Below are 26,709 nucleotides of genomic sequence, written 5' to 3'. Positions count from 1 at the left end.
GCCCGTCAGGCGCGCACGGTCTGGGCGCCGACCTGCGGGCGCAGCCACACGTGGTCGCCGAGATGCAGGCCGAGGGCGTTCGCCTCGGTGCGGGTGATCACCACCTGGACCGGCTCGGGGTGCAGCGGGTCGGTGGGGGTCACCTCGAGGCGGACCTCGAACCCGATGCGGGTCCAGCGGGTGATGGGCCCGTCGGCGGTCGCCGCCTGCTCGTAGCGGGAGATCTCGATGTCGTGGGGGCGGATCAGCCGTCCGCCGAGGCGGGTCACCGGTCCCAGGAAGCTCAGCACGAACTCGCTGGCAGGGTCGTCGTACAGGTCGTCGGGGGTGCCGACCTGCTCGATCCGGCCCTCGTTGATCACCACGATGGTGTCGGCGACCTCCAGGGCCTCCTCCTGGTCGTGGGTCACGAACACGGTCGTCACGTGCACCTCGTCGTGCAGGCGACGCAGCCAGTCGCGCAGCTCCTTGCGCACCTTGGCGTCGAGCGCGCCGAAGGGCTCGTCGAGCAGCAGCACGCTGGGCTCGATCGCGAGCGCGCGGGCCAGGGCCATGCGCTGGCGCTGACCGCCCGACAGCTGCGACGGGAGCCGGTCGCCCCACTGGGTGAGGTGCACCAGCTCGAGCAGCTCCTCGACCTTGGCGGTGATCTGGTCCTTCGGCTGCTTGCGGATCTCCAGGCCGAACGCCACGTTGCGCCGCACCGAGAGGTGCTTGAAGGCGGCGTAGTGCTGGAACACGAATCCCACGTTGCGCTTCTGGGCCGGCAGGTCGGTCGTGTCGATGCCCTCGATCTCGATGCGGCCGGTGTCGGCGGACTCCAGCCCGGCGACGACCCGCAGCAGGGTGGACTTCCCGCCGCCGCTGGGCCCGAGCAGGGCCGTCAGCTGGCCCGACGGGACCGAGAGGTTGATGTCGTCCAGCGCGACGAAGTCGCCGAACCGCTTGGTGATGCCGGTGATCTCAATGCCCATCGGAGTTCTCCTGGGGTCTCAGGATCGCGACGACCACGAGGGCCGCGACGGCGATCAGCGCGAGCAGGAAGCTGGTGGCGTACGCCGTGCCCTGCTCGAAGTCCTGGTACTTCTGCTCGACCACGAGCGTCGCGGTCTGGGTCTGGCCGATGAGGTTGCCCGACACGATCTTGACGGCCCCGAACTCCCCGAGCGCTCGCGCCAGGCTCAGGACGACGCCGTACACGAGCGCCCACCGGATCGACGGGAGGGTGATGCGGCGGAAGGTCTGCCACCCTCCGGCTCCCAGCGAGCGGGCCGCCTGCTCCTGGTCGGTACCGATCTCGGTCAGGACCGGGACGATCTCGCGGATCACGAGCGGCAGGGTGATGAACGCCGTGGCGAGGACGATGGCCGGGGTCGCGAACACCACCTGCAGGCCGGCGGACTCCAGCCCCGGACCGAACAGTCCGTCGGTGCCTCCGTAGGCGAGCAGCAGGGCGAGCCCGACGACCACGGGGGAGACCGACAGGGGCAGGTCGATCAGGGCCGACAGGACCCGCTTGCCGGGGAACTCCTGGCGCACCAGCAGCAGCGAGATACCGATGCCGAACACGGTGTTGATCGCCACCGCCCACAGGGCGACGACGACGGTCAGCTGCAGTGCGGAGGTCACGACGGGGTCGGACAGGGCGGTCGTGAGGTTCTCGCCGCCGCCCTCGAAGGTGCGGCGGACCACCAGGCCCACCGGCCACACGACGAGCAGCCCGAGGTAGGCGACGACCAGGAGCCGGCGGACCCGGGTCCCGGTGGTCACGGGGGCGGCGACGCGGCTAGCCACGTCGACTCATCCGGCGTGACACCAGCTCGAGGGTCGCGATGGCCAGCAGGGCGACGACCAGCAGGATCGTGGCGACCGCCGCCGCGGAGGCGTCGTCACCGTTCTCGATGTAGGTCAGGATGCGGACCGACGCCACCTCGGTCTTCAGCGGCAGGTTGCCCGACAGCAGCACGAGCGAGCCGTACTCGCTGATGCCGCGGGCGAACGACAGCGCGGCGCCCGCGGTCACGGCGGGGGCGAGGCTGGGCGCGATGATGCGGCGGGCGATGGTGAAGCGGCTGGCTCCGAGGGACGCAGCCGCCTCCTCCACGTCACGGTCCAGCTCCATCAGGACCGGTTGCACGGTGCGGACCACGAAGGGCAGGGTCACGAACAGCAGGGCCAGGAACACCGACCGTTCGGTGTTGACGACGTTGATGCCGAGCGGGCTGTCGGGACCGTAGAGGCTGAGCAGCACGAGCCCGGCGACGATCGTCGGCAGCGCGAACGGGATGTCGATCACGACCTCGAGCACGCGCTGGCCGGGGAACTGGTCCCGCACCAGGACCCAGGCGATGAGGGTGCCCATGACGACGTTCACGGCGGTCACCAGCAGCGCCTGGGAGACGGTGAGCCGCAGGGCCGCCGCGGTCTGCGGGTTCCGCAGCGTGTCCCAGAAGATGCCCGGTCCGCCACCGGTGGCCTGCACGACGATCAGGGCCAGCGGGATGAGGACGAGCAGGCTGAACCACGTCATGGCCAGGCCGAGGCCCAGCCCCGACTGCCGGGTGAGCGTGGAGCGGCTCATCGGGCGGACTCCGTGAGCAGTCGGGTGACGAGGCCGTCTGCGGCGAAGAACTTCGCGTTGACGGCGTCCCAGCCGCCCAGGTCGTCGTCGACCGTCGCCAGCCGGCGGGGGACCGGGTAGGGGTTCCGCGGGTCGGTCGCGCCGTCGACCGTGCCGACCTCGACGCCGACGACGGTGCGGAGCGGCCGGAACCCGGCCGCGGCGTAGACCGTCTGGCCGGCGGCGGACCGCACGAAGTCGAGGAAGTCCGCTGCCCGGGGGTCGGCACGCCGGGTCACCGCACCGGGATTCTGGATCAGCAGCGTGTCGTCGGGCACGAGGTACTCCAGGTCCTCGCCGCTCTGCCGCGCGAGGATGGCCTCGTTCTCCGAGGAGATGAGCACGTCGCCGGTCCCGCTCTGGAACGCCGCGGTCGCCTCGCGGCCGCTGCCGGGCAGGGCCTCCACATTGGCCAGCACCCGCGCGAGGAAACGGGTGGCCTCGGCGTCGGACCCACCGTCGCCGGCCACGTGCAGCCAAGCTCCGAGGACGTTCCACCGCGCGGCACCGGAGGATCCGGGGTTGGGGGTCACGACCTCGAGACCGGGACGGGCCAGGTCGTCCCATCCCTCGATCCCGAGGGGGTTGCCGGCGCGGACCACGAGCACCACGACCGACTCGGTCATGATCCCGCCGTGCCGGTCGTCGTCCCAGTCGTCGCCCACCAGTCCGGCGTCGACGAGCCGGGTGAGGTCGGGCGTCACCGAGAAGTGGACGACGTCGGCCCGCAACCCGCGGGCGACCGCGCGGCTCTGGTCCCCGGAGGCGCCGTAGGACTGGATCCACTCGGTCCCGGCTCCCTCGGAGGTCCGGGCGAACGCGGCCTGGGCGGCTTCGTCGGCGTTCTTGGGCAGGGCGAAGCCGACCAGGGTCAGGTCGTCGCCGTCGGGTCCGGAGCATCCCTGGAGGGTCAGCAGGACGGCGGCGAGCACGGCCACGACGACGGTGCGGGGGCGGCGGTCCGGCATGCTCCACCCCTCCTCGGTCGTCGGTCAGGTCACGCGTGTCGTCCTGAAATCTAGGCGGGAGCGGAGGGGCGGACCGCCGATCTCACGATGTGAGAGCGCCTGCCGGATGGTGAGACGTCGGGTGGGGGCCGGGGCGTCAGTCGAAGACGACGGTGCGGGGTCCGTTCATCAGGACGCGGGACTCCGCGTGCAGCTGCACGGCGCGGGAGAGGGTCTGGGACTCCACGTCGCGGCCCACCCGGGCGAGGTCGGCGGCCCGCAGGCGGTGGTCGACCCGCAGCACGCCCTGGTCGATGATCGGACCCTCGTCGAGGTCGGCGGTCACGTAGTGGGCGGTCGCGCCGATCAGCTTCACCCCACGGTCGTGCGCCTGGTGGTACGGGCGCGCGCCCTTGAAGCTCGGCAAGAAGCTGTGGTGGATGTTGATGATGCGTCCGGTCAGCTCCCGGCACACGTCGTCACCCAGGATCTGCATGTAGCGGGCCAGCACCACCAGGACGACGTCGAGCTCCTCGACCAGGCGCAGCAGGGCGGCCTCGGCCTGTGCCTTGGTCTCCCGGCTCACCGGCACGTGGTGGAACGGGACGTCGTACCGTCCCGCGAGCTGCTCCAGGTCGCGATGGTTCGACACGACCGCCGGCACGACGATGTTGAGCCCCCCGGTGGTCTGGCGGAACAGCAGGTCGTTGAGGCAGTGCCCGTCGGTCGACACCATCACGAGCGTCCGCACCGGGGCCTCGGCCTGCACGATCGCGGCGTTCATCCGGTGCTCGGTCGCCACCGCCGCGAAGGCGGTCCGCAGCCCGGCGAGGTCCTGCGGCGTGGGGAAGTCGAAGTGGACCCGCAGGAAGAACTCACCCCGCTCGTCCACGTCGGTGCTGACGTCGGTGAACTGCTGGCTGTCCAGGATGTTGCCGCCGGCCTCGGCGATCCAGCGCGTCACGGCGAACACCAGGCCGGGCCGGTCCGGGCAGGAGAGGGTCAGGACGTAGCTGGTGGACACGGCGCGAGTCTAGGTGGAGCGGGTGCCGATCACGGGCCGCGGCGCACGACCCTCGTGGCTCGGCCGGGCGAAGGAGACGGCCACGAGCAGCCCCAGTGCGAGGGCGAGCGCCGGCAGCAGCAGCGACTGCGACATCGACGCCGCGAACGGGGCGGCCAGGTCGGCCGGGAGTGCGTCGACCCCCAGCTCCATCTCCCGGCCCGAGCCGTCGAACCCGGGCAGGTTGGCCGCGAGCCGCGACTCGATGGCCGCAGCGATGGCCGCGGCCCCCAGCACGGCGGCCGTCTGGCGGACCGTGTTGTACACGCCGGCACCCGCCCCGGCGGAGTCCATCGGCAGGTTGCGGGTCGCCGTGGCGGCCAACGGCGCCCACAGGAAGGCGCTGCCGACCCCGAACAGCGCCATCGCGAGCAGGATCTGCCACGTCGGCGTGGCCGGCTCCATGATCCGCGTCAACCAGAACACCGCGACGGCGCTGGCCCCGAACCCGACCGACGTGATCGCGCGCGGGTGCGCCCGGTCGACCAGGCGTCCCACGTACGGTGCGAGCACCGCCGTCATCAGGGCCATCGGCACGAGCAGCAGACCCGCCTCGGTGGGGGAGTCCCCGCGCACGGCCTGGGCGTAGAACATGAACGGCAGGGCCATCGAGGTGATGGCGAACGAGACGGCCACGATGCCCAGACTCGCCAGCGAGAAGTTGCGGTCGCGGAAGAGTCGCAGCGGGACCAACGGCTCGGTACGGATCCGCGACTGCCACCAGAAGAACACGGCCATCGTCACGAGGCCGACCACGATCAGCAGCGGGACGGAGACGATGCCGGTGATCGTGCCCCAGTCGTAGGTCGAGCCCTCCTGGATCGCGAAGACGATGCAGAACATGCCGACCGCGCTGAGCGCGACCCCGAACCAGTCGAACGAGTGCGTGTGGGTGGGCAGCTCGGGCACCAGGATCCAGGCCGCGACGAAGCCGATGACGCCGATCGGCACGTTGACGATGAAGATCCACTCCCAGCCCGCGAGGTCGGTGAGCACGCCGCCGACGATCGGACCGAGCAGGGTGGCGACCCCAGCGGTGGCGCCCCAGAGCGCCATGGCGGCACCACGCTTGGCGGCGGGGAACGTGCGGGTGATGAGCGCCATCGTCTGCGGGGTCATCATCGAGGCGCCGAACCCTTGGAACACGCGGGCGACGATGAGGCCCTCGATCGAGGAGGTCAGCCCGCACCACAGCGATGCGAGCGTGAACAGCGTCAGCCCCGCCAGGTACACGCGACGGGGTCCGTAGCGGTCGCCGAGCCGGCCGGTCACCAGCAGCGGCACCGCGTACGCCAGCAGGTAGGCGCTCGTGACCCAGATGACGGCACTGAACGTCGTGTCGAGGTCCTGCAGGATCGCCGGTGTCGCCACCGAGACGATCGTGTTGTCCAGCAGGATCATGAAGAAGCCGATCACCACCGCCCACAGCGCCGGCCACGGGCTGGTCGCGGGTGCGTCGACGGCCTCGGGCGCAGGTGGTTGGGTCACGCAACCAGTGTGGCAGGCACGGTGGCCTCAGCGCATCAGCTCGAGCTCGACCACGTCGTCGAAGGTGCCGTCGCCCACCGGTTCCGCGGCCGTCGCGCGTCCGCACCTCGCGAACCCGGCCGCCTCGAGCACGGCGATGCTCGCCCGGTTCCCGGCGGCGGCGCCCGCGGTGAGCCGTCGCCGGTCCAGTCCCTGCGGCGAGAAGGCGTGGTCGACGACGGCCGGCAACGCCTCGCGCAGCAGGCCCCGGCCGCGCGCATCGGGGTGCATCAGGTAGGTGACCTCGCCGGCCGTCCGGTCCCACCCCGCCAGGTCGACCACGGCGACGGTGCCGAGCAACAGGTCCGAGGACCGGTCGGCGAGCGCCCAGGTGCAGGCGGCGCCGGTGGCGGCCCGCCACGCGGTGTCGTCGAGGTACGCACGGGCCGCCGCCACGGTGTAGGGCCGCGGGAGGTGCGAGAGCCAGTGGTGCGTCACGTCGTCGGAGCAGGCCTCCACGACCCGGGGGAGATCCGTCTGGGCCAGCGGTCGCAGTCTCACCCGGTCGGTCAGGACGACGGGCGGAGCGGCCCACCGCGTCCGAGCGGTCGGGGGGTCGCCGAACAGCCGGACGCCGGTCCAGGCGTCGACGACACGATCACGTTGGAGCAGCAGCGCCGGCACGGTCGCGACCAGCCGGAACCCGGCGGCGTGCGCGACCCGCAGCGAGGCGACGTTGCCGACCTCGGCGCGCCAGTGCACCGCCTCCGTCCCGGCCTCGGTGAACGCCCAGTCCAGCGCCAGCTCGACCGCAGCCCTCATGCAGCCGCGGCCCCGGGCCCACGGGTGCAGCACGAAGCCCAGGTCCGCCACCGTGCTGCCCCGCAGGTCGAGGTTGCCGGCGAAGCGGGGCCGCCCGTGGTCGTCGACCGTCTCGATCGCCCATCCGCGGTCCCCGCCGGCGTCCCACTGCGCCGGGACGTGGCGCAGCGCGAAGTCCTCCCCGGCCTCCGGGGGGTAGGGCGACGGCACCGAGGTCCATCGTGCCGTGGTGGGGTCGGTCGCCATCTCGGTCATGGGGGCGACGTCGTCGGGGGTGTGGGCGCGCAGCGTCACGGTGCCGTCGGTGAGGACCGGCACGCACAGCGGCCACGGCAGGCTCGCCACGGTCAGGCGTGGCCGGTGGCGCGGAACGGGTCCGCGGGGTAGACGCCGAGCACGTTGACCTCGGTCGTGAAGAACTGCAGCTCCTCCAGCGCCCGCGCCAGGTGCGGGTCGTCGGGGTGGCCGTCGACCTCCGCGAGGAACTGGGTCGCGGTGAACTCGCCTCCGACCATGTACGACTCCAGCTTGGTCATGTTGACCCCGTTCGTGGCGAACCCGCCCAGGGCCTTGTACAGCGCGGCGGGCAGGTTGCGGACGTTGAAGATGAAGCTCGTGACCACGGGCCCGTCGCCGGCCCGGGCGCGCCGGGCCTCCCGGGACAGCACCACGAAGCGGGTCGTGTTGTGGTCCTCGTCCTCGACGTCGGTGGCCAGCACGTCCAACCCGTAGATCTCGGCGGCCAGGGGCGGGGCGATGGCCGCCTGGGTGACGTCGGCGGCGTCGGCGATCTCCCGGGCGGCGCCGGCGGTGTCGCCGGAGATCACCGGGGACAGCCCCAGGCGGGCGATGATGCGCCGGCACTGGCCCAGGGCATGGACGTGGCTGTGCACGGTGCGGACGGTCTCCGTGGTCGACCCGGGCACGCCGAGCAGGTGGAACTGGATCCGCAGGAAGTGCTCGGCCACGATGTGCAGCCCGGAGTCGGGCAGGAAGTGGTGGATGTCGGCCACCCGGCCGGCGATGGAGTTGTCGATGGGGATCATCGCCAGGTCGGCCGCGCCGGACCGCACGGCCGCGAAGACGTCTTCGAAGGATGCGCAGGCCAGGGGCTCGAGGTCAGGGTGGTGCTGACGGCAGACGATGTGCGAGTTCGCCCCGGGCTCACCCTGGTAGGCGATGCGGCTGGTGGTCACGGCTCCAGTCTGGCAGCAGGCGACGGGCGGACCGCGAACACGTGCGGCTGCGGCCAGTCCCGGTCGAGGTGGCGGGCCTCGACCCGTCGGCGCAGGTCGTCGACCCGGTCCACCTCCACGAGGGCGATCGCGCTGCCCCCGAACCCGCCACCGGTCATCCGCGCCCCGAGGGCGCCGGCCTCCACGGCGGTCTCGACGGCGACGTCCAGCTCGGGGCAGCTGACCTCGAAGTCGTCGCGCAGCGAGGCGTGGGACGCGGTGAGCATGGCACCCAGCTGCGGCCACGCCTCCGCGCGCAGGGCGTTGGCCGCACCACGGACCCGTGCGGTCTCGGTGATCACGTGCCGGGTGCGCTGCACGGCGACCTCGGAGTCGAGCCTCAGCACGGCGTCGACACCGGCCTGCGCGAGGTGGGTCAGCCCGAGCGCCTCCGCGGCCTGCGCGCACTCGGCGCGACGCGCGGCGTACTCCGACTCCGCCAGGCTGTGCCGTGACCGGGTGTCGATGACGACCAGGGTGAGGCCGGCGTCGGCCCACGTCACCGGCACGTGCCCGAGCGCCGGCGGTTCGCTGCCGTGGTCGACCTGCAGGGCGTGGCCCTGCCGCGCGCAGAGGACGGCCAGGTGGTCCATGCGGCCGACCGGCACGCCGACGCCGTCGTTCTCGGCCGACTGGGCGATCGCGGCGACCCGCTCGCGGGGCAGCTCGATCCCGTGGGCGTCGAGCACGGCGAGGGCGGTGCCCGCGACCAGCGCCGCCGACGAGGCGAGCCCGGCACCGGCCGGGAGGTCGGACTCCACGACCAGGTCGACCCCGCCCACGGCGTGCCCCGCCCGGGCGACGGCCCAGATCGCTGCAGCCGGGTAGGCGGCCCACCCGTCGACCTGTCCCGGGGCGACGCCCAGGTCGAAGGTGGCCCGTCGGCCGTCGCTCCAGACGTTGACCACCGAGTCGGGGCGGCGCCGCACCTTGAGGGTCATCGCCCGGTCGATCGCCATCGGCAGGGTGGGTCCGCCGTTGTGGTCCAGGTGCTCACCGATCAGGTTGACCCGCCCCGGAACCGTCCACCTGCGCACGTCGTCCACGGCCCGAGCCTAGGCGAGGCGCGCCGGTCGGTCACTGGCAGAATGCACAGCATGTCCGCCCCTGCCACCAGCCGGCCCGCCGCCCGACCCCGGGTGCTGTCCGGGGCCCAGCCCACGGCCGACTCGTACCACCTCGGCAACTACTTCGGGGCTTTCAAGCAGTGGGTCGCGCTGCAGGACGACTTCGAGGCGTTCTACTTCATCCCCGACCTGCACGCGATCACGGTGGAGTACGAGCCCGCGCTGCTGCGCGAGCGCACTTACGTCGCGGCGGCCCAGCTGCTGGCCGCGGGGGTCGACCCGGCCCGCAGTGCCCTGTTCGTGCAGAGCCACGTGCCCGAGCACGCCCAGCTGGCGTGGGTCCTGTCGGGGATCACCGGCTTCGGTGAGGCCGGTCGCATGACGCAGTTCAAGGACAAGTCGGCCAAGGGCGGCTCCGACGCGGCCAGCGTGGGGCTGTTCACCTACCCGATCCTCATGGCCGCCGACATCCTGGTGTACCAGGCCGACCGGGTGCCGGTGGGGGAGGACCAGCGGCAGCACGTGGAGCTGACGCGCAACCTGGCCCAGCGCTTCAACCACCGCTTCGGCGACACCTTCACGGTGCCGGAGGCGCACATCGTCAAGGCGACGGCCAAGATCTACGACCTGCAGGTGCCCACGGCGAAGATGAGCGGGTCGAACGCGTCGCACGCGGGCGTCGTCGACCTCACCGACACCGCGCAGCAGGCCGCCAAGAAGATCCGGTCCGCCGTCACCGACTCCGGCAGCGAGATCGTGTTCGACCCCGCCGCCAAGCCCGGCGTCTCCAACCTGTTGTCGATCTTCGCGGCGCTGACCGATCGTCCGGTCGACGAGATCGTCGCCGAGTTCGAGGGCCGGCAGTACGGCCACCTGAAGGTGGCCCTCGCCGACCTGGTGGGCGACTTCGTGCAGCGCTTCGGCGACCGCACCCGCGAGCTGCTGGACGACCGGGCCGAGATCGACCGGGTCCTCGCTGCCGGGGCCGAGAGGGCCCGTGAGGTGGCGGCCGCGACCCTGGAGCAGGTCTACGACCGGTCCGGATTCGTCCGCCCGTCGTGAGGCTGGTCGTGAGGCCGGGCGTGAGGCTGGGCGCGTGACCGACCCGTTGACGATCGGTGTGGCCATCGCGGTGCCCGAGCCGCACGGCTCGCACCTGCGGGCCCGGCGGGCCGCCTTCGGGGACCCGGCCGGCGAGACCGTGCCGAGTCACGTGACGCTCGTCCCCCCGACCCGGATCGAGGCCGACCGGGTCGGCGAGGTGTGTGCCGCGCTGCACGCCGCGGCGTTGACCATCGCCCCGTTCACCATGACCCTGCGCGGCACGGGCACCTTCCGGCCGGTGTCCCCGGTGGTGTTCGTGACCGTCAGTCGGGGCATCTCGTACACCGAGATGCTCGAGCAGGCGGTGCGGACGCGGCTCGGCACGCCGGCGTCGGCCTTTCCGTTCCACCCGCACGTGACCGTCGCCCACCACCTCGACGACGCGGCGCTCGACCGCGCCTACGACGACCTCGCGGACTTCGCCTGCGACTTCACGGTGACCGAGGTGGTCCTGTACGCCCACACCGAGGCCACCGGCTGGACCACCCGCAGCACCTTCCCCCTCGGCCCCTGACCCCGACCCAGAAGTGCTCCCGAACCAACCGATTTTCCCTTCGGAACGGTTGATTCGGGAGCACTTCTGGGTCGGGGTCAGGCGAGGTGGTCGAGGAGCTCGCGGCGGAAGGCTCGGGCCGCCAGGGGCAGGGCGTCCTCGCGCCGGTGGGCCAGGGCGATCGTGCGTTGGAGGGCGGGGCCCGTCAGCCGGGTCGCCTTCAGGTGGGGACGGGTCGCCAGGGCCATCCGCGGCACGACCGCGACACCCAGTCCTGCCTCGACGAACCGCAGGACGGCACTCATCTCGCCACCCTCCACCGCCAGGCGTGGTGCGAAGCCCGCCTGCCGGCACGCCGCCAGGGTGACCTCGCGCAGGTCGTAGCCCTCACGGAACATCACCAGGTCGAGATCGGCGAGCGCGGCCACCTCGACGGAGTCCGGCAGGGTCGCGGACCTCGGGCTGGCGAGCACCAGGTCCTCCGTCAGCAGCACCGTGGTCTCCAGGTCCGGGTCGTCGGTGCGCAGCGGGACGATCAACAGGGCGACGTCGAGACGGCCCTGCGAGAGCTCGCGTGTCAGGACGCCCGAACCGGCCTCCTGGACCTCCAGCTCGATCCCGGGGTGCCGCGCGTGGAACGCCGTGAGCACCTCCGGCAGCAAGCCGTCGCACATCGACGGGGTGGCGCCGAGCCGGACCCGGCCCCGTTGCAGGTCCGACACCTCGTGCACCGCCTGCTGCGCGCCCTCGAGGTCGATGAGGATCCGCTGCGCGTGGGGCAGCAGCGCCTCACCGGCACTGGTCAGCTCGATCGCCCCGCGGTTGCGGACGAACAACGGGGTGCCGAGCGAGTTCTCCAGCACCCGGATCTGCTTGGAGAGGCTGGGCTGCGACACCCCGGTCAGCTCGGCCGCACGGGTGAAGTGCCGCTCGCGGGCCACCGCCACGAAGTAGGCGAGCTGCTGGATCTGCACCCCACCAGTTTGCCATGGCCATCGGCTATGCAAGTAAGCCTCACCATGACTTAGCCAGAATCGACGAACCGTCCTACTGTGGAAGCGTGGCGACTTCCTCCCTGACGAAGCGGACCCCGGCCTCACGGTCCACGGTCGCGCTGAAGTACTCGATGGCGGTCTCCGGTCTCATCATGGTCGGATACCTGCTCCTGCACATGTACGGCAACCTCAAGGTGTTCGCGGGGCAGGAGTCGTTCGACGGCTATGCCGAGCACCTGCGCGAGTTCGGCGAGCCGATCCTGCCCTACGAGGGCCTGCTGTGGATCGTGCGCGTCGTGCTGCTGGCGGCGATCCTCGTGCACATCTACGCGGTCGTGGTGCTGGTGCGCCGCAACCGCCGAGCGGCCGGCTACGTGGGGGGCAAGCGCTACCACACGACCCAGAACCGCACCGGCATCCAGCGCAGCTACGCCTCGTTCACCCTGCGGTGGGGCGGCGTGGTCATCGGGCTGTTCATCGTCTACCACATCCTGCACCTCACGGCGAACGTCATCACCCCCGGTGGTGCGTCCGACAGCCCGTACGAGCGGGTCGTCAACGGCTTCGAGCTCTGGTGGGTGGTCGCCGGCTACACCGCGGCGATGCTCGCCGTCGGTTTCCACCTCTGGCACGGCATGTGGAGCGCGTTCACGACCCTCGGCGCCAACCGCAGCGCGACCCGCGTCGACTCGCGGCTGACGGGTCTGGCCATCATCGTTTCCCTCGTCATCACGATCGGCTTCCTGCTGCCGCCGTGGGCGATCCTGCTCGGTCTGGAGGGCTGACATGGCTGACAACTCGCACGCCGACACCGTCGCCACGGAGTACCGCACCGTCGGTGCCGACATCCGCGACGAGGCCGCACCGTCGGGACCGATCGAGCGCCGGTGGGACGACCGCAAGTTCAACGCCAAGCTGGTCAACCCCGCCAACCGGCGCAAGATCAAGGTCATCGTCGTCGGCACCGGTCTCGCCGGCGCCTCGGCCGCGGCGACCCTCGGCGAGGCCGGCTACCAGGTGGTCAGCTTCTGCTACCAGGACAGCCCCCGCCGCGCGCACTCGATCGCCGCGCAGGGTGGCATCAACGCCGCCAAGAACTACCGCAACGACGGCGACAGCATCTACCGCCTCTTCTACGACACCGTGAAGGGCGGCGACTTCCGGGCCCGGGAGTCCAACGTCTACCGCCTCGCCCAGGTGTCGGTGAACATCATCGACCAGTGCGTCGCGCAGGGTGTCCCGTTCGCCCGTGAGTACGGCGGACTGCTCGACAACCGTTCGTTCGGCGGCGTGCAGGTCTCGCGGACGTTCTACGCCCGCGGTCAGACCGGACAGCAGCTGCTGATCGGCGCCTACCAGGCCCTCGAGCGGCAGATCGGCGCCGGCACGGTCCAGATGAACACCCGGCACGAGATGCTGGAGCTCATCACCGTCCCCGACGCCGACGGCACCGACCGTGCCCGCGGCATCGTGGTGCGCGACATGGTCACCGGCGAGATCGAGACGCACACGGCCGACGCGGTCGTGCTGGCGTCCGGCGGCTACGGCAACGTGTTCTTCCTGTCGACCAACGCGATGGGCTGCAACACCACGGCCACGTGGCGGGCGCACAAGAAGGGCGCCTACTTCGCCAACCCCTGCTACACGCAGATCCACCCGACCTGCATCCCCGTCTCGGGCGACTACCAGAGCAAGCTCACGCTGATGAGCGAGTCGTTGCGCAACGACGGGCGGATCTGGGTGCCCAAGAAGGGCGGCGACGAGCGTCCCGCCAGCCAGATCCCCGAGGACGAGCGCGACTACTACCTCGAGCGCATCTACCCCTCGTTCGGCAACCTGGTGCCCCGCGACATCGCGTCGCGGGCCGCCAAGTACCAGTGCGACGACGGCAAGGGTGTCGGGCCCGGCGGGCTCGGGGTCTACCTCGACTTCGCCGACGCCATCGAGCGACTCGGCCGCCCGGCGGTCGAGGCCAAGTACGGCAACCTGTTCGACATGTACGCCCGGATCACCGGTGAGGACCCGTACAGCGAGCCGATGCGCATCTACCCGGCCGTGCACTACGTGATGGGTGGCCTGTGGGTCGACTACGACCTGCAGACCTCGATCACCGGTCTGTTCTGCACCGGCGAGGCGAACTTCTCCGACCACGGGGCGAACCGGCTCGGTGCGTCCGCGCTCATGCAGGGTCTGGCCGACGGCTACTTCGTGCTGCCGAACACCCTGGCCGACTACCTGGCCGCCAGCCCGTTCGAGAAGATCGACGACTCCCACCCCGCGGTCGTCGAGGCCCGGCAGGCGGTCGAGGAGCGGATCACGAAGCTGCTGGCGATCAATGGCTCCCGCACGGTCGACTCCTTCCACAAGGAGCTCGGCCACATCATGTGGGACTACTGCGGCATGGAGCGCTCCGAGGAGGGACTCGTCAAGGCCATCGGCCAGATCCGGGCCCTCAAGGAGGAGTTCTGGACCAACGTCAAGGTGACCGGTGAGGCCGAGGAGTTCAACCAGGCCCTCGAGAAGGCCGGCCGCGTGGCCGACTTCATCGAGCTCGGCGAGCTGATGTGCATCGACGCGCTGGACCGTCAGGAGTCGTGCGGAGGTCACTTCCGGGTGGAGAGCCAGACCGAGGACGGCGAGGCGCTGCGTCACGACGACGAGTACGCCTACGTCGCGGCCTGGGAGCACCCGGCGGGTGACGGCGACAAGCCGGTCCTGCACAAGGAGCCGTTGGAGTACGAGTACGTGGAGATGAAGGCCCGGTCCTACAAGTGATGGAGAGCCACCAGTGAAGATCACCGTCAACGTCTGGCGCCAGAAGAACGCCTCGGTCGCCGGCGAGATGGTCGCGTACCCGCTCGACGACGTCAGCGAGGACATGTCGTTCCTCGAGATGCTCGACGTCCTCAACGAGCAGCTGACCATCGAGGGGCACGACCCGGTCGCCTTCGACCACGACTGCCGCGAGGGCATCTGCGGCTCGTGCGGCGTCGTCATCAACGGCATCCCGCACGGACCGGAGGTCACGACCACCTGCCAGCTGCACATGCGGTCGTTCTCCGACGGCGACGTGCTGGACATCGAGCCGTGGCGGGCGGGCGCGTTCCCGGTCGTCAAGGACCTGGTCGTCGACCGCGGGTCGTTCGACCGGATCATCCAGGCGGGCGGCTACATCACGGCTCCGACCGGCTCGGCTCCCGAGGCCAACGCCACCCCGGTGCCCAAGGACAACGCCGACCACGCGTTCGAGGCAGCGACCTGCATCGGGTGCGGCGCCTGCGTGGCTGCCTGCCCCAACGGTTCGGCGATGCTCTTCACCGCAGCCAAGATCACGCACCTGGGGCTGTTGCCGCAGGGTCAGGCCGAGCGTGACTCACGGGTGCTCGGCATGGTCGAGCAGCACGATGCCGAGGGCTTCGGCGGGTGCACCAACATCGGCGAGTGCACCGCGGCCTGCCCCAAGGGCATCCCGCTCGACGTCATCAGTCAGCTCAATCGCGACCTGCTGGGCGCGCTGACCAAGCAGACGATCGGCTGACACCTCCGCCGACGCGACGGCCCTCCTCGACCACGGTCGAGGGGGGCCGTTGCCGTCTCCGGGGCCCGGGAGCCTGACGAGGTCGTTCACCACAGGTCATTACTTGGAGTCATGACCTATGCTAAAGACATGCCCACCGACTCAGAACGTCTCGCCCTGGCGGTGGCCCGTCTCAACCGCCGCCTCCGTCAGGAGCGGCAGTCCGACCTGACGCCCACCCAGCTGTCGATCCTCGGGGCCCTGCGGGCCCTGGGACCGACCACGCCGTCGAGCCTGGCCGCCCACGAGCGGGTCCGCCCGCCGACGATCACCCGCACGCTCAACTGCCTGGCCGAGGACGGTCTGGTCGAACGTGAGCCCCACCCGCAGGACGGCCGCCAGGTCGTCGTCTCGCTGTCGAAGCTGGGGGAGAAGGTGCTCGGCGAGGAGCGCAGCCGGCGTGACGCCTGGCTGCAGACCCGGTTGAAGCACCTCGGCCCCCGCGAACGCGCCCTGCTGCGGGAGGCTGCCGCGATCCTGACGGACCTCTCCGACACGTGAGTCCCACCTTCCGCTCCCTCGCGGTCCGCAACTACCGGGTCTACGCCGTGGGGTCCCTCGTCTCGAACGTCGGCACCTGGATGATGCTGACGGCCCAGGCCTGGCTCGTCCTCGAGCTCACCGGTTCGGGCACCGCGCTCGGCATCACCCTGGCCCTGCAGCTCCTGCCCACCCTGCTGCTGTCGCCGATGGGTGGTGTGCTCGCCGACCAGGTGGACAAGCGGACCGTCCTGCGCGTCATGCAGGTGGCGATGGCCGTGCCGGCCGGGGTGCTCGGCGTGCTCGCGGTGACCGGAGTCGTCGAGCTGTGGCACGTGTACACGCTGGCCTTCGTGTTCGGCATCGGCCGGGCCCTCGAGGCCCCGGCCCGCCAGTCGTTCGTGCCGGAGATGGTCGACGACGTCGACCTCAGCAACGCGGTGGCGCTCAACTCGGCGTCGTTCAACGCCGGACGGCTGCTGGGGCCGGGCGTGGCCGGTCTGCTGATCGCCGCCCTCGGGTCCGGGGTGACCGGCACCGGCTGGGTCATCTGCCTCAACGCCCTGAGCTACGGCGCGGCCTACGCGGCCCTGCAGATGCTGGACCCGGTCCGGCTGCACCCCGCCGCGGTCGTCGGACCGCGTCGCGGCGCCGTGCTGGAGGGGGTGCGGTACGTCAGGTCGCGGCCCGACCTGGTCCTCGTGCTGTGGTGCGTGTTCTTCCTCGGTGGGTTCGGCATGAACTTCCAGATCACCAGCGCCCTCATGGCGACCGAGGTCTTCGGCCTCGGTGCCCAGGAGTACGGGGTCCTCGGGTCGGTGCTCGCCGTCGGATCACTCGCCGGGGCGCTCCTGGCGGCTCGCCGGGCCGTTCCCCGGTTGCGCTTCGTGCTCGGCGCCGGTCTGGCCTTCGCGGTCGTGCAGGTCGCGTCCGGTCTGATGCCGACCTACCTGACCTACGCCGCGGTGCTGCCGCTCGTCGGTCTCACCGTGATCACGATGGCCTCGACGGCCAACGCGCTCATCCAGATGACGTCGGCACCGGCCATGCGGGGGCGGGTGGCGGCGCTGTACCTGATGGTGTTCATCGGGAGCGTGCCCGCGAGCGCGCCGCTCGTCGGGCTGGCGGCCGAACAGCTCGGACCGCGGGTCGCCCTGGTCGCGACCGGCCTGCTGGCCGGCACCGGCATCGCCGTGGCCACCGGGTGGTTCCTGCACCGGACCGGGCAGGGGCCGCGCGCCCTGACCGAGGAGTGGCACGCCCGGCGCCGCCACGGCGCGGCGGTACCGGCGGACCTCGAGGTCGTCTGACCGGCCCGTCGCCCGTCGGTGGGCTTGCGCCCGCCCGGGGTGGGCCTAGCGTGGAGTCATGCACGTCCGACGCAGCTTCGTGGTGAACCGTCCCATCGAGCAGACCTTCGACTACTTCGCCGACTTCGAGAACACCAACGAGTGGGACCCTGGCACGGTCGAGACCCGGCGGACCTCCGGTGACGGCGGTCTGGGCACGACCTACACCAACACCTCGCAGTTCATGGGGCGCACGACGTCCCTGACCTACGAGACCATCGGGTACGACCGCCCGACGCAGTTCGTGTGCCGCGGACGCAACAAGACCGCGACCGCGACCGACCACCTCACCTTCACCCGGGACGGCGAGCGGACCCGGATGGACTACCGGGCCGACTTCGACTTCCGGTTCCCGATCAACCTGCTGGCGCCGCTGCTGTTCGGCAGGAAGCTGCAGTCGCTGGCCGACGAGACCGTCGAGCAGATCCAGGACGTGCTGAACCGCTGACCCGGGATCGTCCGCGGAGGGCGGCGTAGGATGGTCCGATGTCCATCGTCGAGTCGCTCGCCCGGTCGATCGAGGTCATCACCCCTGACCTGATCGAGCTCCGTCGGGCGATCCACGCCGACCCCGAGCTGTCGTGGGCCGAGGAGCGCACCACCGATCGCGTCGCCGCCTGGCTGGACAAGTCCGACATCGCGGTCGAGCGGTTGCCCGGCACCGGCGTCGTGGCCGAGATCGGACCCGCGGAGGGCCCCATCGTGGCCCTGCGCGCCGACCTCGATGCGCTGCCCATCCCCGACACCACGCAGGACCCGTGGAGGTCGACCACCCCCGGCGTCGCGCACGCCTGCGGGCACGACGTGCACGTGGCCTCCCTGGTCGGAGCCGGGGTGGCCCTCGCCCAGGCGCACCGGACGCACGGACTGCCGGTGCGGGTCCGGTTGATCTTCCAGCCCGCCGAGGAGGTCATGCCCGGCGGTGCCCTGCGGCTGCTGTCCCAGGGTGTCCTCAAGGGGGTGCACCGCATCTACGCCCTGCACTGCGACCCGTCGCTCGACGTGGGCCAGGTGGGGTTGCGCGAAGGACCGATCACCGGCGCGTCGGACCGGATCCACGTGACGCTCAGCGGTCGTGGCGGGCACACCTCGCGGCCCCACCTCACCGAGGACCTGACCTACGCCCTGGGCAGCCTGGTCACCCAGCTGCCGGCCGTCCTGTCCCGACGCTTCGACCCCCGCGCCGGGGCGAGCATGGTGTGGGGCCAGCTCCGGGCGGGCAACGCCGCCAACGTCATCCCGGCCACCGGTGAGCTCACCGGCACCCTGCGCATGCTCGACGCCGCGGCCTGGCACCAGGCCGAACACCTGGTGCGCGGCCTCATCGCCGACATCATCGAGCCGTTCGGCGTCAGCGCCGACGTGGTCTACGTCCGGGGCGTGCCGCCGGTCGTCAACGACTTCGACGCCACCGAGACGCTGCGCCGGGCGGTCAGCTCTGCGATCGGGCCGGGTGCCGTGGCGTCGACCACCCAGAGCCTCGGCGGCGAGGACTTCGCCTGGTACGTCGAGGCGGTCCCCGGGGCGATGGGCCGGCTCGGCACCCGCACCCCCGACGGCCCGACCTTCGACCTGCACCAGGGCAACCTGCGTGTGGACGAGCGCGCGATCGCGGCCGGAGCACGGGTGCTCGCCGCGGCCGCCGTCGTCTGACCGGGGCGCCGGCGGCTGCCCGGCCCGGTCCGGTCGGTGACAAATCGGTTACGGAGGCCGCCAATCCGGCGGAGCCCCTGCCGCGCGACACCTGCGCCGATTAGGGTCGGCGTCGAGCCGGGTGCAGCACCCGGCCGATGCTTCCAGGAGGAATTTTGCGTCGTCTTGCCAAGTACTCCGTCGCCGTCGCGACGTGTGGTCTGGTCCTGTCCGCCTGCGGCACCGCCGCCGACGACGACGAGGACACCTCAGCCGCTGAGGAGGTCACCTGCGAGCCCACCCAGATCGAGGGTGACCCGCGGGTCGCGCTCGCCTACGACGTCGGCGGACGCGGCGACCAGTCGTTCAACGACTCGGCCTACGCCGGACTCGACCAGGCCGTGCAGGAGTTCGGTGTCGAGTTCGCCGAGGGCGAGGCGTCCGACAACGAGGACGAGGCGGCCCGCGAGGAGCGGCTGCGCGGCTTCGCCGAGGACGGCTTCAACACCATCATCGGTGTCGGCTTCGCCTACAGCGAGTCGGTCAACGCCGTCGCGCCGGACTACCCGGACGTCGCCTTCGCCATCATCGACGGGTTCGATCCCGACGAGGACGTCAACTGCAACGTGGCCTACCTCGGGTTCGCCGAGAACGAGGGCTCCTTCCTCGTGGGTGCCGCGGCGGCCCTGCAGTCCGAGACCGGCCAGCTCGGCTTCGTCGGCGGCGTCAACAACGCGCTGATCCAGAAGTTCGAGGCCGGCTTCGTCGCCGGCGCCGAGGCGGCCGACCCCGACGTCACGGTCGAGTCGACCTACATCGAGCAGTCCGACCCCAAGGGCTTCGGCGATCCTGCCGGTGGCAAGGCGGCGGCCGACGGCCTGTACGCCTCGGGTGCGGACATCGTGTTCCACGCGGCGGGCGGCTCGGGCTCGGGCGTCTTCGACGCGGCCGTCGAGGCCGGCCAGAAGGCCATCGGCGTCGACTCCGACCAGTTCCTCACCGCCGGTGACGCACAGAAGCCGACCATCATCACCTCGATGCTCAAGCGCGTCGACACCGCGACCTACGGATTCATCTCCTCGGTCGTCGAGGGTGAGCCGGCCTCGAGCTACACGGTGTTCACGCTGGCCGACGACGGTGTCGGCTACTCGACGTCCGGCGGGTTCCTGACCCCCGAGACGATCGCGGCGCTGGAGGACTACAAGGCGCAGATCATCGCCGGCGACATCACGGTGCCCGAGGCCCCGTAGGTCCGGCACTGTCGCACGACCGAGCCCGGGTCCCGCACGCAGCGGGTCCCGGGCTCGGTCGTCGCTGCCGGCCCGACCACGGCTGGTCACCGAGGATGATGTGCCGACGAGGAATCTGGGGAAGGATGGGCGCGTGACGAGCATCGAGGTCGAGCTGCGGGGCATCGGGAAGCGATTCCCGGGGGTCATCGCCAACCACGACGTCGACCTGCACATCGCTCCCGGGTCGGTGCATGCGCTGATCGGCGAGAACGGTGCCGGCAAGTCGACCCTGATGAAGATCCTGTACGGCGTCCAGTCGGCCGACGACGGCACGATCAGCGTCGACGGCCGCGAGGTCACCTTCGACTCGCCCACCGACGCGATCGAGGCCGGCATCGGCATGGTGTTCCAGCACTTCATGCTGGCCGACAACCTGTCGGTGCTGGAGAACATCGTGCTGGGCGCCGAGAAGCGGCATGGGATCGGCGACCGCGCCCGGGCGGAGATCGAGAAGATCTCGGGGCGCTTCGGGTTCGGCCTCTCGCCCGACGTCCTGGTCGAGAAGCTCGGCGTCGCCGACCGCCAACGGGTCGAGATCCTCAAGGTGCTCTACCGGGGTGCGCAGCTGATCATCCTCGATGAGCCCACGGCCGTGCTGGTGCCGCAGGAGGTCGACGCGCTGTTCGCCAACCTGCGGGAGCTCGTCGCCGACGGCTGCTCGGTGCTGTTCATCTCGCACAAGCTCGACGAGGTGCTGCAGATCGCCGACCGGATCACCGTCATGCGACGCGGCACCACGGTCGGCACCGCCGACCCCGCGACCGCCACCAAGCGCGAGCTCGCCGAGCTGATGGTCGGGTCCGAGCTGCCGTCGCCGGACACCAGCGAGTCCACCGTGACCGACCAGGTCGTGCTCGAGCTCGCAGGCGTCACGGTGCGCGGTGACGGCGGCCGCGCGGTGCTGTCGGACGTGTCGCTCGCGGTCCACCGCGGCGAGGTCGTCGGCATCGCCGGCGTCGAGGGCAACGGTCAGTCCGAGCTGGTCGAGGTCGTGATGGGTCTGCAGCGCTGCTCGGCGGGGACGATCACCCTGTCCGGCGAGGACATCACGGACCTCAGCACGCGGCAGGTCCGCGACCGGGGGGTCGGTTTCGTCCCGGAGGACCGGCACCGCCACGGTCTCGTGCTCGACTACCCGCTGTGGGAGAACCGGATCCTCGGCCACCAGACCTCCGCGCCCAGCGTCCGGGGACCGTTCATCAACGCCCGTGGGGCCCGCGCCGACGCGCAGCGGATCGTCGAGGAGTTCGACGTCCGGACCCCGGGCATCGACACCACGGCCCGAGCGCTCTCCGGCGGCAACCAGCAGAAGTTCATCGTGGGCCGCGAGATGAGCGGTGACCCGATCCTGCTGATCGCGTCCCACCCCACCCGGGGCGTCGACGTCGGTGCCCAGGCCGCCATCTGGGACCACATCCGGGCGGCCCGGCGACAAGGTCTCGGGGTCCTGCTGGTGTCGGCCGACCTGGACGAGCTGATCGGACTGTCCGACCGGCTCGAGGTCGTCCTGCGCGGCCGCCTCACCGCCCGCTTCGACCCCGGCGAGGTGACCGCCTCCGACCTCGGGGCCGCCATGACCGGAGGAGCTGACGCATGAAGCGCGCCTCGATCGTCTCGTCGCTGCTGCCGCCCCTCGTCGCGGTGGCGTTGGCCGTCGCCGCCACCAGCGCCGTCATCGTGCTCTCGGGCGGGTCGGCGACGGCGTTCCTGACGACGGTGTTCTCGGTCCCGAACGACCGGATCCTCGTCAACATCGTGAACCAGTCGTCGATGCTCGCGCTGTCGGCCTTCGCAGCGGCCATCGGCTTCCGCATGGGCCTGTTCAACATCGGGGTCGAGGGCCAGTACATCGTCGCCGCCTGCGCCGCCGGGTTCTTCGGCGGGGCGGGCCTGGTGCCGGGGCCGTTGAACATCCTCGCCACCCTGGTGGTCGCCGTCGTCGCGGGCGGCCTCTACGCCTCGATCGCGGGGATCCTGAAGGTCACGCGCGGCGTCAGCGAGGTGATCAGCGCCATCATGCTCAACTACATCGCCCTGACGATGGCCGGCTACCTCGTGCAGCGGTACGGCGTCGAGAGCGGACTGACCTTCACCACCACGCCGCTGCCCCCCAGCAGCCAGCCCCTCGGCTTCGGCGTCATCGCCGGGGCGCCGGACGTCTGGGCCCTCACGGTCGTGGCGCTCGCGGTGGGCGCCGGCTACTGGTTCCTGCTGTCGCGCACCCGGTTCGGCTTCGACCTGCGGGTCGCCGGCGAGTCACCGACGGCGGCCCTGGCCAGCGGCGTCTCGGTGCCGCGCATGGTGCTGATCTCCATGGCCCTCTCGGGAGCGATCGCCGGGCTGGTCTGGATGCCGGCGTACTTCGGCTCGGTGCAGAAGTTCGGCATCCCCGAGAACTTCCAGGCCGGGCTCGGGTTCACCGGCCTGGCGGTCGCGCTCCTGGGCCGCAACCGGGTGGTGGGGATCTTCTTCGGCGCGGTCCTGTTCGCCTTCCTCGCGGCGCAGTCCAACGGTCTGCAGCGCGAGGGGATCGCCAAGGAGGTCGTCGACATCACGCAGGGCATCGTCGTGCTCGCGGTCGTCGTGGCCTACGAGGTGGTGCGCCGGCGTCAGGCCAAGGCCGAGTCCGAACGGGTCGCCCGAGAGCTGGCCACCGAGCGGGAGGCGGTGGTCTAGATGGCGACCGACCAGATCGCGCGGATCCGCACCTACCGCTACACGATGATCCTGATGGCCCTGGCCGTCGTGGCCACGATCGCCGCGGTGCGGGTCATCACGGGCGCCGACCGGATCTCCAGTCCCGGGACGCTGCGCGCCGCGATCATCGCCGCCTGCCCGATCCTGCTCGCCGGCATCGGCGGGCTCTGGGCGGAGCGGGCGGGCATCGTGAACATCGGCCTCGAGGGGCAGATGCTGCTCGGCACCTGGGGCGCGGCGTTCTTCGCGTACCACCACGGACCGTACGTCGGTCTGCTCGGCGCGGCGGGCATGGGACTGCTCGGCGGGCTGCTGCACGCGGTCGCGACCGTGTCGTTCGGGGTGGACCACATCATCTCCGGCGTCGCGATCAACATCATCAGCCTCGGGGCGATCGGGTTCCTCGCCAAGTCGTTCTTCGAGGACCTCGAGGGGGGCGGACCGCGCAACCTGTCCGGGTACGAGACGTTGCCGAACATCACCGTCCCCGGGGTGTCCGACGCCGCCCTGTCGGTCGCCGAGCGGAACATCTTCGTGGTGTCCGACGTCGCCGGGGCGGTCGCAGCCCTGACCACGCGGGTCTCGTTGCTGACCGTCCTGGTGGTGGTGCTGGTGGTCGGCACTGCCTGGCTGCTGTGGCGGACCGCTTTCGGCCTGCGCCTGCGGTCGTGCGGCGAGAACCCGCAGGCCGCCGAGACGCTCGGCGTCGACGTGTACCGGTACAAGTACGTCGCCGTCATGGTCTCGGGAGCCTTCGCGGGTCTCGGCGGTGCCTACCTGACGATGGTGGCCTCGTCGTCGTTCACCGTGGGGCAGACCGGCGGCCGCGGCTACATCGGTCTGGCCGCGATGATCTTCGGCAACTGGCGCCCCAGCGGCGTCGTGGCGGGGTCGCTCATGTTCGGCTACACCGACGGCATCAGCCTGCTGCCGAACAACGGCCCGCTGGTGCGGTCGCTGCTGCTGCTCATCGCGATCTTCCTGCTGGCCTACGCCGTCGTGAAGTACCGCAGCACCGAGCGGGTCACGGCCGGCGTCATCGCCGCCATCGCGGTGCTGCTGCTGGTGTGGTTCGCCACCACCGACGCCGTGCCGAGCGCCTTCACGGGCATGACCCCGTACGTCATCACCCTGTTCGTGCTCGCGGTCGCCGGGGCGCGACTACGGATGCCCGCGGCCGACGGCAAACCCTATCGACGAGGGGGGGCCGGCTAGTGGCCACCGACGTGCCGGGGCTCGGCATCTCCGGTGCCGACGACCCGATCGACTGGGACGCCCTCACGCGGTACGCCACCGAGGTCATGGGGCGGGCGTACGCGCCGTACTCCGACTACCCGGTCGGTGCGGCCGGGCTGGTCGACGACGGCCGGGTCGTGCTGGGCTGCAACGTCGAGAACGCGGCGTACGGTGTGGCGCTGTGCGCCGAGTGCGGGATGGTCTCGGCCCTGCACTCCACCGGCGGCGGCCGGTTGGTGGCGGTGGTCTGCGTCGACGGAGCGGGTCGACCCCTGATGCCGTGCGGACGCTGCCGACAGCTGTTGTGGGAGAACGGCGGTCCCACGATGCAGCTGCTCACCGCCCACGGGGTCCGCACGATGGCCGACGTCCTGCCCGACGCCTTCGACGCCACCGACCTGCGCGCCGGGGGCCCGAACCCGTGACCCTCACCCCGTGACGAGCCGGCCCACCGTCGAGGTGGACCTCGGGGACCCGGGGTTCGTCGACGACCCCTACCCGACCCTGGCCGGCCTGCGCGCGGCCGGACCCATGGTGTGGCACGACGCCGGGGGGCGGTGGCTGGCGACCACCCACGGTGCCGTCACGGCGACCCTGCGGGACCGTCGCCTCGGGCGGATCTGGACCGACTGGGAACCCGTCGGCCGGATGGAACCGTTCAACGCGCTGCACCGCAACCAGCTCATGGAGAACGAGCCACCGGTCCACACCCGCATGCGTCGCCTGCTGGCGGGAGCGTTCTCCCGGGGGCACGTGGAGCGGATGCGACCCCGCATCGAGGAGCTTGCCACCGAGATGGCCGGCCGGCTCGACGGGACGGTCGACCTGCTCGCCGACTACGCCGAGCCGATGCCGGTGTACGTCATCGCCGACCTGCTGGGCGTTCCCCGGTCCGACCACACCGTGCTGCGCGACTGGTCGCAGGCGATCGTGCACATGTACGAGCCGGCGGTCGACGAGTCGGTCCGCTCGGCGGCGGTGTCGGCCTCGGTGGAGTTCGACGCATACGTCCGCGACGTGCTGCAGCACCGCAGGCGCACCCCGGGCGACGACCTGATCACCGACCTCCTGGCGGAGCGGGCCGACGGCGAGAGCCTGTCCGAGGACGAGCTGGTCGCCACCGTCGTGCTGCTGCTCAACGCGGGGCACGAGGCCTCGGTCAACGTGTTCGGCAACGGGGTGCACGCCCTGCTGGAGCACCCGGCCGAGGTCGCCCGGGTCGCGGGTGGCGAGGTGCCGGTCGACGTCGCGCTGGAGGAGCTGATCCGGTTCGACGCACCCCTGCAGCTGTTCGAGCGCACGGCCACCGCCGACGTCGAGATCGCCGGGCAGCGGGTCGTCGCCGGTGAGAAGGTCGCCTGCCTCATGGGGTCGGCCAACCGTGACGCGGCCGTGTTCGACGATCCCGACCGGTTCGACCCGGCCCGCGACCCCAACCCGCACGTCGGGTTCGGGCTGGGACCGCACTTCTGTCTCGGCGCGCCGCTCGCGCGTCTGGAGCTGCAGATCAGCCTCGCCGCGTTGTTGCGGCGGCATCCACGCCTGACCCTCGCCGGCACCTCGCCCCGACGTCCCACCTGGGTGCTGCGCGGCTACCGGACCCTCGTGGTCGACCTGGAAGGAAGCTCGTGACCGAATCGTTCGACGCCGTCGAGGTGATCATGGCCAAGCGCGACGGTCACCGACTCACCGATCCGCAGATCGACTGGGTCGTCGACGCCTACACCCGTGGCGTGGTGGCCGACGAGCAGATGGCCGCCCTCGCGATGGCGATCCTGCTCAACGGCATGGACCGTCCGGAGATCGCCCGGTGGACCGCGGCCATGATCGCCTCGGGGGAGCGGATGGACTTCTCCGGGCTCAGCCGGCCCACGGCGGACAAGCACTCCACCGGCGGGGTGGGCGACAAGATCACGCTGCCGCTCGCCCCGCTGGTCGCTGCCTGCGGTGTGGCGGTGCCCCAGCTGTCGGGTCGGGGGCTCGGCCACACCGGCGGCACCCTCGACAAGCTGGAGTCGATCCCCGGCTGGCGGGCCGACCTGACGAACGCCGAGATCCTCGCCCAGCTCGACGACGTCGGGGCCGTCATCTGCGCGGCGGGCCCGGGTCTCGCGCCGGCGGACAAGAAGCTGTACGCGTTGCGCGACGTCACCGGCACGGTCGAGGCGATCCCGCTGATCGCCAGCTCCATCATGAGCAAGAAGATCGCCGAGGGCACCGGCTCGCTGGTGCTGGACGTCAAGGTCGGGTCCGGAGCGTTCATGAAGGAGATCGACCAGGCGCGCGAGCTGGCCGCGACCATGGTCGCCCTGGGCCAGGACGCGGGCGTCGCCACGGTCGCCCTGCTCACCGACATGTCGACGCCGCTGGGGATGACGGCCGGCAACGCGATCGAGGTGACCGAGTCGGTCGAGGTGCTGGCCGGAGGAGGACCCGGCGACGTCGTCGAGCTGACCCTGGCCCTGGCGCGCGAGATGCTGGCCGCCGCCGGCCGGCCCGACGTCGACCCGGCCGACGCGCTCGCCGACGGCCGCGCCATGGACGTCTGGCGCCGCATGGTCCGGGCCCAGGGTGGGGACCCCGACGCGCCCCTCGCCCGCCCGCGCGAGACCCACGAGGTCAGGGCCGCGGCG

At 71.4% G+C, this 26,709-nt stretch carries 26 protein-coding genes; 16 read left to right on the top strand and 10 right to left on the bottom strand.

Annotated elements, in window-relative coordinates; genetic code table 11:
* Positions 1–5: 5 nt before the first annotated feature.
* The 9 genes from HMPREF0063_RS09800 to galK form a co-directional block, all read right to left on the bottom strand.
* Positions 6–974, bottom strand: a complete 969-nt coding sequence (locus HMPREF0063_RS09800; protein WP_007078506.1) for a sulfate/molybdate ABC transporter ATP-binding protein — start codon at positions 972–974, stop codon at positions 6–8.
* Positions 964–1,794: a sulfate ABC transporter permease gene (locus tag HMPREF0063_RS09795; RefSeq protein ID WP_007078505.1), complete on the bottom strand. Its 831-nt coding sequence runs from the start codon at positions 1,792–1,794 to the stop codon at positions 964–966. The genes HMPREF0063_RS09800 and HMPREF0063_RS09795 overlap by 11 nt, the downstream gene beginning before the upstream one ends.
* Complete coding sequence (gene cysT / locus HMPREF0063_RS09790; protein ID WP_007078504.1) at positions 1,787–2,581, bottom strand: sulfate ABC transporter permease subunit CysT; 795 nt, start codon at positions 2,579–2,581, stop codon at positions 1,787–1,789. The genes HMPREF0063_RS09795 and cysT overlap by 8 nt, the downstream gene beginning before the upstream one ends.
* Positions 2,578–3,588, bottom strand: coding sequence for an extracellular solute-binding protein (locus HMPREF0063_RS09785; protein ID WP_007078503.1), 1,011 nt, complete (start codon positions 3,586–3,588; stop codon positions 2,578–2,580). The genes cysT and HMPREF0063_RS09785 overlap by 4 nt, the downstream gene beginning before the upstream one ends.
* 136 nt (positions 3,589–3,724) lie before the next feature.
* Positions 3,725–4,591 carry a formyltetrahydrofolate deformylase gene (gene purU / locus HMPREF0063_RS09780; protein ID WP_007078502.1) on the bottom strand — a complete coding sequence of 289 codons (867 nt, stop codon included), beginning with the start codon at positions 4,589–4,591 and terminating at the stop codon, positions 3,725–3,727.
* A 9-nt stretch (positions 4,592–4,600) separates the two neighbouring features.
* A complete protein-coding gene (locus HMPREF0063_RS09775) occupies positions 4,601–6,118 on the bottom strand; it encodes a DHA2 family efflux MFS transporter permease subunit (RefSeq protein ID WP_007078501.1) in 1,518 nt (505 codons plus the stop codon).
* Positions 6,119–6,145: 27 nt separating this feature from the next.
* Positions 6,146–7,264 (bottom strand): GNAT family N-acetyltransferase, encoded by a 1,119-nt coding sequence (locus HMPREF0063_RS09770; protein ID WP_007078500.1) that lies wholly within the window; start codon positions 7,262–7,264, stop codon positions 6,146–6,148.
* A gap of 2 nt (positions 7,265–7,266) precedes the next feature.
* Positions 7,267–8,115, bottom strand: coding sequence for a prephenate dehydratase (locus HMPREF0063_RS09765; protein WP_007078499.1), 849 nt, complete (start codon positions 8,113–8,115; stop codon positions 7,267–7,269).
* Positions 8,112–9,200 carry a galactokinase gene (gene galK, locus HMPREF0063_RS09760; RefSeq protein ID WP_007078498.1) on the bottom strand — a complete coding sequence of 363 codons (1,089 nt, stop codon included), beginning with the start codon at positions 9,198–9,200 and terminating at the stop codon, positions 8,112–8,114. Before galK ends, HMPREF0063_RS09765 begins: the two co-directional genes overlap by 4 nt.
* A 42-nt stretch (positions 9,201–9,242) precedes the next feature.
* Between galK and trpS the strand changes: the two genes are divergently transcribed.
* Positions 9,243–10,283, top strand: coding sequence for a tryptophan--tRNA ligase (trpS, locus tag HMPREF0063_RS09755; RefSeq protein WP_007078497.1), 1,041 nt, complete (start codon positions 9,243–9,245; stop codon positions 10,281–10,283).
* A 34-nt stretch (positions 10,284–10,317) separates the two neighbouring features.
* The gene (locus HMPREF0063_RS09750) at positions 10,318–10,839 is read left to right on the top strand and encodes a 2'-5' RNA ligase family protein (protein ID WP_007078496.1); all 522 of its coding nucleotides are present in this window, start codon (positions 10,318–10,320) and stop codon (positions 10,837–10,839) included.
* Between the two features lie 77 nt (positions 10,840–10,916).
* Here HMPREF0063_RS09750 and HMPREF0063_RS09745 read toward each other — a convergent pair whose 3' ends face one another.
* A complete protein-coding gene (locus HMPREF0063_RS09745; RefSeq protein ID WP_007078495.1) occupies positions 10,917–11,792 on the bottom strand; it encodes a LysR substrate-binding domain-containing protein in 876 nt (291 codons plus the stop codon).
* 86 nt (positions 11,793–11,878) lie between these two features.
* Between HMPREF0063_RS09745 and HMPREF0063_RS09740 the strand changes: the two genes are divergently transcribed.
* From HMPREF0063_RS09740 to HMPREF0063_RS09675, 14 genes are all read left to right on the top strand, one after another.
* The gene (locus tag HMPREF0063_RS09740) at positions 11,879–12,598 is read left to right on the top strand and encodes a succinate dehydrogenase cytochrome b subunit (RefSeq protein WP_040320227.1); all 720 of its coding nucleotides are present in this window, start codon (positions 11,879–11,881) and stop codon (positions 12,596–12,598) included.
* A 1-nt stretch (position 12,599) separates the two neighbouring features.
* Positions 12,600–14,588: a fumarate reductase/succinate dehydrogenase flavoprotein subunit gene (locus HMPREF0063_RS09735; protein WP_007078493.1), complete on the top strand. Its 1,989-nt coding sequence runs from the start codon at positions 12,600–12,602 to the stop codon at positions 14,586–14,588.
* Positions 14,589–14,601: 13 nt separating this feature from the next.
* Positions 14,602–15,351 carry a succinate dehydrogenase/fumarate reductase iron-sulfur subunit gene (locus tag HMPREF0063_RS09730; protein ID WP_007078492.1) on the top strand — a complete coding sequence of 250 codons (750 nt, stop codon included), beginning with the start codon at positions 14,602–14,604 and terminating at the stop codon, positions 15,349–15,351.
* 129 nt (positions 15,352–15,480) lie between these two features.
* The gene (locus HMPREF0063_RS09725) at positions 15,481–15,891 is read left to right on the top strand and encodes a MarR family winged helix-turn-helix transcriptional regulator (RefSeq protein ID WP_040320226.1); all 411 of its coding nucleotides are present in this window, start codon (positions 15,481–15,483) and stop codon (positions 15,889–15,891) included.
* Positions 15,888–17,180 (top strand): MFS transporter, encoded by a 1,293-nt coding sequence (locus HMPREF0063_RS09720; protein ID WP_007078490.1) that lies wholly within the window; start codon positions 15,888–15,890, stop codon positions 17,178–17,180. Before HMPREF0063_RS09725 ends, HMPREF0063_RS09720 begins: the two co-directional genes overlap by 4 nt.
* A gap of 58 nt (positions 17,181–17,238) precedes the next feature.
* A complete protein-coding gene (locus tag HMPREF0063_RS09715; RefSeq protein WP_007078489.1) occupies positions 17,239–17,667 on the top strand; it encodes an SRPBCC family protein in 429 nt (142 codons plus the stop codon).
* 38 nt (positions 17,668–17,705) lie between these two features.
* Positions 17,706–18,872 (top strand): amidohydrolase, encoded by a 1,167-nt coding sequence (locus HMPREF0063_RS09710; RefSeq protein ID WP_007078488.1) that lies wholly within the window; start codon positions 17,706–17,708, stop codon positions 18,870–18,872.
* Positions 18,873–19,027: 155 nt separating this feature from the next.
* Positions 19,028–20,101 (top strand): BMP family lipoprotein, encoded by a 1,074-nt coding sequence (locus HMPREF0063_RS09705; protein WP_007078487.1) that lies wholly within the window; start codon positions 19,028–19,030, stop codon positions 20,099–20,101.
* A 133-nt stretch (positions 20,102–20,234) separates the two neighbouring features.
* Positions 20,235–21,740, top strand: a complete 1,506-nt coding sequence (locus HMPREF0063_RS09700) for an ABC transporter ATP-binding protein (protein WP_007078486.1) — start codon at positions 20,235–20,237, stop codon at positions 21,738–21,740.
* Entirely contained in the window at positions 21,737–22,819 is a 1,083-nt protein-coding gene (locus HMPREF0063_RS09695; protein ID WP_040320225.1) for an ABC transporter permease, read from the top strand. Before HMPREF0063_RS09700 ends, HMPREF0063_RS09695 begins: the two co-directional genes overlap by 4 nt.
* Positions 22,820–24,055: an ABC transporter permease gene (locus tag HMPREF0063_RS16980; RefSeq protein WP_007078484.1), complete on the top strand. Its 1,236-nt coding sequence runs from the start codon at positions 22,820–22,822 to the stop codon at positions 24,053–24,055. It abuts the gene before it with no gap.
* Positions 24,056–24,141: 86 nt separating this feature from the next.
* Complete coding sequence (locus tag HMPREF0063_RS16975; RefSeq protein WP_050761021.1) at positions 24,142–24,501, top strand: cytidine deaminase; 360 nt, start codon at positions 24,142–24,144, stop codon at positions 24,499–24,501.
* Between the two features lie 10 nt (positions 24,502–24,511).
* Positions 24,512–25,708, top strand: a complete 1,197-nt coding sequence (locus HMPREF0063_RS09680) for a cytochrome P450 (RefSeq protein ID WP_007078482.1) — start codon at positions 24,512–24,514, stop codon at positions 25,706–25,708.
* Between the two features lie 29 nt (positions 25,709–25,737).
* Positions 25,738–26,709: thymidine phosphorylase (locus HMPREF0063_RS09675; RefSeq protein ID WP_040320745.1), on the top strand; the 972-nt coding region annotated here is incomplete at its 3' end.

The sequence above is a fragment of the Aeromicrobium marinum DSM 15272 genome (assembly GCF_000160775.2).
Classification (GTDB): domain Bacteria; phylum Actinomycetota; class Actinomycetes; order Propionibacteriales; family Nocardioidaceae; genus Aeromicrobium; species Aeromicrobium marinum.
The sequence above is the reverse complement of the archived record's forward strand: the minus strand, read 5'-3'. Positions and strand labels throughout refer to the sequence as shown.